At 61.6% G+C, this 4,954-nt stretch carries 5 protein-coding genes and 1 pseudogene; 3 read left to right on the top strand and 3 right to left on the bottom strand.

All coding sequences use genetic code 11. The annotated features are described in order from the left end of the window. Positions 1-732: PLP-dependent aminotransferase family protein (locus tag DBR24_RS33615; protein WP_256591805.1), on the bottom strand; the 732-nt coding region annotated here is incomplete at its 3' end. A 189-nt stretch (positions 733-921) separates the two neighbouring features. Further along, positions 922-1,683: an SDR family oxidoreductase gene (locus DBR24_RS24740; RefSeq protein ID WP_123466861.1), complete on the bottom strand. Its 762-nt coding sequence runs from the start codon at positions 1,681-1,683 to the stop codon at positions 922-924. A 238-nt stretch (positions 1,684-1,921) separates the two neighbouring features. Here DBR24_RS24740 and DBR24_RS24735 point away from each other — a divergent pair, with 238 nt between their 5' ends. Continuing rightward, positions 1,922-2,926: an NADP-dependent oxidoreductase gene (locus DBR24_RS24735; RefSeq protein ID WP_128616049.1), complete on the top strand. Its 1,005-nt coding sequence runs from the start codon at positions 1,922-1,924 to the stop codon at positions 2,924-2,926. Between the two features lie 125 nt (positions 2,927-3,051). Here DBR24_RS24735 and pyrF read toward each other — a convergent pair whose 3' ends face one another. Then, positions 3,052-3,750, bottom strand: coding sequence for an orotidine-5'-phosphate decarboxylase (pyrF, locus tag DBR24_RS24730; RefSeq protein ID WP_177490680.1), 699 nt, complete (start codon positions 3,748-3,750; stop codon positions 3,052-3,054). Positions 3,751-4,033: 283 nt separating this feature from the next. On the opposite strand from pyrF, the gene DBR24_RS24725 reads away from it, so the two are divergent. Then, the gene (locus DBR24_RS24725) at positions 4,034-4,795 is read left to right on the top strand and encodes a response regulator (RefSeq protein ID WP_371921351.1); all 762 of its coding nucleotides are present in this window, start codon (positions 4,034-4,036) and stop codon (positions 4,793-4,795) included. Continuing rightward, positions 4,795-4,954 (top strand): annotated as a pseudogene (locus tag DBR24_RS33610) (two-component sensor histidine kinase); the annotation flags it as partial. The gene DBR24_RS24725 and the pseudogene DBR24_RS33610, both read left to right, overlap by 1 nt.

The raw sequence follows: 4,954 nt of genomic DNA, 5'->3' as shown, positions 1-4,954 counted from the left end.
GGCGCGGGGCCGATACTGGCGCAGCAACGCCTCGAGCGCCTCGACATCCGGCCCGCTCGGCGTGCGACGCACTTCGAGCATGCGCAGCCCATGCAAGCGCAGGAGGTCGAACAACCCTGGATAGCCGGGTGTCTCGACCACCACGCAGTCACCGGCCTTGAACAATGTGCGCACGATCAGATCCAGTGCATGACTGGCGCCGTTGGTGCTCATCAGCTGGGTGCTGCGCGCCTCGATATCGAACAGTTTGAGACGTCTGGCGATCTGCTCGCGCAGCGCCGGAAGGCCCAGTGGCGAGCTGTAGTCGAACAGGCTGGCCATGTCGGTGCGCGCCACTTCACGCAGCGCGTAGCTGAGGTCGTCCGGCTCACGCCAGCTTTGCGGCAAACCACCGCTTCCAAGCTTCAGGCCACGGGGGCCGCCACACACCGCACCACACCTGGCCTGCTGGCTCTCCAGCAAGCCCGATTCATCCTCGACACTCAACAGCGATGGCGTTGCAGCGACGATAAACCCCGCGCCCTGACGCGCACTCAGAACCCCCTGCGAGACCAACCGCTCGCACGCCTCGACGACACACGACTGGCTCAGCAGATTGTCGCGGGCGATTTGCCGCACGGAGGGAAGTCGGGTCGTCGGTGGTACGTCATTTTGCAGGATCCATCCCGTCAATCCATCCACAATCTGCTGCACCACCGGCACCATTGCCTGTCGGTCAATTCTCAATTCCATGAGCAAGCAAACTCCTGTCCGTTTTGCTGCCCGCAGTAAATCACAGCCGCGACGCACAGGCTGTGCGACAACGCCGCCAAAAGCCCCCGTTCTAACCCTTTGATACACATTGTTTAGCGGTTTAATGGAACCGATCCGCGCCCATAAAAAAACCCGCACGCAGGCGGGTTGTTTTCTGGCAGGACGGTTTCAGAACGCGGTCACGCCGCCGTCCACCGCCAGGGAATGCCCAGTGGTGAACGCCGCACCGTCGCTGCACAGATAAAGCACGGCACTGGCGATTTCTTCGACCTTGCCGATACGGCCGACCGGATGCATGGCGTTGGCGAATTCGCCTTTCTTCGGATCCGCCTCATAGGCGCGGCGGAACATGTCGGTGTCGATCACCGCCGGGCACACTGCGTTGACGCGGATTTTCTTTTTCGCGTATTCGATGGCCGCCGACTTGGTCAGGCCGATCACCGCGTGTTTCGAGGCTGCGTAGATGCTCATTTTCGGCGCCGCACCGAGGCCGGCCACCGACGCCGTGTTGACGATCGCGCCGCCGCCCTGAGCCAGCAACAGCGGCAACTGATACTTCATGCACAACCAGACGCCTTTGACGTTGACGCCCATGATCGCGTCGAACTCGTCCATCGAGCCCTCGGCCAGCTTGCCCTTCTCGATTTCGATACCGGCATTGTTGAAGGCGTAGTCAAGACGACCGTAGGTATTGATCACCTCGTCCATCAGACTTTTCACTTCGCTTTCAACGGTTACGTTGCAACGTACGAAGGTCGCTTCGCCACCGGCTGTACGAATCAGCGCTACGGTGCCTTCGCCCCCCGCCGTGTCCAGATCGGCCACCACTACTTTCAGACCTTCGGCGGCGAACGCCTGGGCGGTCGCGCGGCCGATGCCGTTGGCAGCGCCAGTGACCACGGCAACCTGACCGGAAAACGTCATGCTCATTGTTATGTCCTCGAAGGGATTGGATGCAGAGGGTGTGCAGACTTGCAGCATAGCCACCGGGGGCTGTCGGGCGTCAGCACTATCAAACGGCTGTTTAGGTGCCCATGCGTCACAGTGATAAACCTGTGCGGGTGACTATCACTGCACTGGATCGACCAGCATTCGCCCCGGCAGCCAACCTTGCGACATCGTCGTTGAAGGTCTATCAACAAGGCTTCATTCCGTTTGAGTGCCTGCCATGACTTCCCAGACCAATCGCCAGTTCCTGCTCGCCAAACGCCCGGTGGGTGCCGCAACCCGCGAGACTTTCACCTATCAGGAAGTGCCGGTCGGCGACCCGGCGCAAGGCCAGATTCTGGTCAAGAACCAATACCTGTCCCTCGACCCGGCCATGCGCGGCTGGATGAACGAGGGCAAATCGTACATTCCACCGGTGGGCATCGGTGAAGTCATGCGTGCCTTGGGTGTCGGCCAGGTGATTGCCTCGAACAATCCGGGTTTTGCGGTCGGGGACTACGTCAACGGTGCCATTGGTGTGCAGGATTATTTCCTTGGCGAGCCCAGAGGTTTCTATAAAGTCGATCCGAAACTGGCGCCGCTGCCGGTGTATCTGTCCGCGCTGGGCATGACCGGCATGACCGCCTACTTCGCCCTGCTCGACGTGGGCGCACCGAAGGCGGGCGACACCGTGGTTCTCTCGGGTGCCGCGGGTGCGGTGGGCAGCATTGCCGGACAAATTGCCAAGATCAAAGGCTGCCGCGTGGTCGGCATTGCCGGTGGCGCCGACAAGTGCAAATTCCTTGTCGATGAACTGGGCTTCGACGGCGCCATCGACTACAAGAACGAAGACGTGATCGCCGGGCTTAAACGCGAATGCCCGAAAGGCGTCGACGTGTATTTCGATAACGTCGGCGGTGACATCCTCGACGCGGTGCTGAGCCGTTTGAACCTGAAGGCACGGGTGGTGATCTGTGGCGCCATCAGCCAGTACAACAATAAAGAAGCGGTCAAGGGCCCGGCCAACTACCTGTCGCTGCTGGTCAACCGTGCGCGGATGGAAGGCTTTGTGGTGATGGACTACGCGGCGCAATACGCCAGTGCTGCACAGGAAATGGCCGGCTGGATGGCCAAGGGGCAGCTCAAGAGCAAGGAAGACATCGTCGAAGGTCTGCAGACCTTTCCGGAAACGCTGATGAAATTGTTCAGCGGGGAGAACTTCGGCAAGTTGGTGCTGAAAGTCTGAGGCCACCACCCGACAATTGCGGGGGTGAGCCTGCTCGCGATAGCGGTGTATCAAGCAACGGCAATGTTGACTGATACACCGTGATCGCGAGCAGGCTCACGCCTACGGGGTTTTGCGGTGTTTGCCTAGGCGATTTCGGCCACGACCGAAGCCAGTGCCTTGGCCGGATCCGCCGCCTGGCTGATCGGACGGCCGATCACCAGATAATCGGAACCTGCATCCAGCGCCTGACGCGGGGTCAGAATGCGACGCTGATCGTCCTGCGAACTGCCCGCCGGGCGAATCCCCGGGGTCACCAGTTGCAGCGACGGGTGCGCGGTTTTCAGTGCCGTGGCTTCCAGCGCCGAGCACACCAGACCGTCCATTCCGGCCTTCTCGGCCAGCGCCGCCAGACGCAGCACCTGCTCCTGGGGCTCGATGTCCAGACCGATACCGGCCAGATCCTCGCGCTCCATGCTGGTCAACACGGTCACGCCAATCAGCAATGGCTGCGGGCCGCTGCGTTTGTCCAGCTCTTCACGGCAGGCCGCCATCATGCGCAGGCCACCGGAGCAATGCACGTTGACCATCCACACGCCCATCTCGGCAGCGGCTTTCACGGCCATTGCGGTGGTGTTGGGAATGTCGTGGAATTTCAGGTCGAGGAACACCTCGAAGCCTTTGTCACGCAGGGTGCCGACAATTTCCGCGGCGCAACTGGTGAACAGTTCCTTGCCCACTTTGACCCGGCACAGTTTCGGGTCCAACTGGTCGGCCAGCTTCAGTGCGGCGTCACGGGTGGGGAAATCCAGGGCGACGATGATAGGAGTCTGGCAGGCGGACATGGATGGGCTCTCAGGCAAGTCGAAATCGGCGCGCATTGTAGCGGAACCGGCGGCGGCGCGGCACCCGATGATCGGTAAATCGTCGCGCCGGCCGTGATCAGCATAGCGCTCGCTGCTATTGTGTCGATCCCGATACACAACCGACACGCCGCCAACAAGCGTCCACGCTAGCCTCGCCAACCGCAACACGTCCTTACATCAGCACTTCCCGCCTCACGGCAGGACGCCTATGCTGAAACCACCACCTCGCAGCCCATCTTTGTGGTTGGCGGCCTACTGGCAGATGAACAGCCCCATGCACAACACCCAAAGCACCATGACGGATGAGCATAAAGACGACAAGCGCTGGAGCATCCGCGCCCTGATCGTCGACGACGACGTGCCGATCCGTGAGTTGATGATCGACTATCTGGCCCGTTTCAACATTCACGCCAGCGGCGTCACCGACGGCGCAGCCATGCGTCAGGCGATGCTGGCCGAGCATTTCGACGTGGTGGTGCTCGATCTGATGCTGCCTGGCGAAGACGGCTTGTCGCTATGCCGCTGGCTGCGCGCCGAATCGGACATCCCGATTCTGATGCTCACCGCCCGTTGCGAACCCACCGACCGTATCATCGGCCTGGAACTGGGCGCCGACGACTACATGGCCAAACCGTTCGAACCACGGGAGCTGGTGGCACGGATCCAGACCATCCTGCGCCGGGTGCGCGACGACCGTACCGAGCAGCGAGCCAACATTCGCTTCGACAACTGGCGCCTGAACAGCGTCTTGCGCCAGTTGATCGCCGACGACGGCCTCGTGGTGCCACTGTCCAACGCCGAATTCCGTCTGCTCTGGGTGTTTATCGAACGCCCGCGCCGGGTACTGAGCCGCGAACAATTGCTCGATGCCGCCCGGGGTCGTTCGATCGAAGCGTTCGACCGCAGCATTGATCTGCTGGTGTCGCGCCTGCGGCAGAAACTCGGCGACGATCCCAAAGCACCGCAGTTGATCAAAACCGTGCGCGGTGAGGGTTACCTGTTCGACGCCAGGGACATCGGCTGATGCGAGCGCGCTTCGACACGTTGTTCGGCCGCCTGTTTGGCGTGCTGTTCGTGGCGATTGTCCTGGCGCACCTGCTGGCCTTTGCCTGGTTTCACCATTACGGTCCACCGCCCCCACCACCGCCCCCGGAGTTTGCGCAAAATGCCGAGGGGCAGCCGC

This window comes from Pseudomonas sp. HMWF006 (assembly GCF_003061205.1).
Lineage (GTDB): Bacteria > Pseudomonadota > Gammaproteobacteria > Pseudomonadales > Pseudomonadaceae > Aquipseudomonas > Aquipseudomonas monsensis.
Note: the sequence above shows the minus strand (reverse complement) of the source record. Positions and strands in the feature narration are given on the sequence as shown.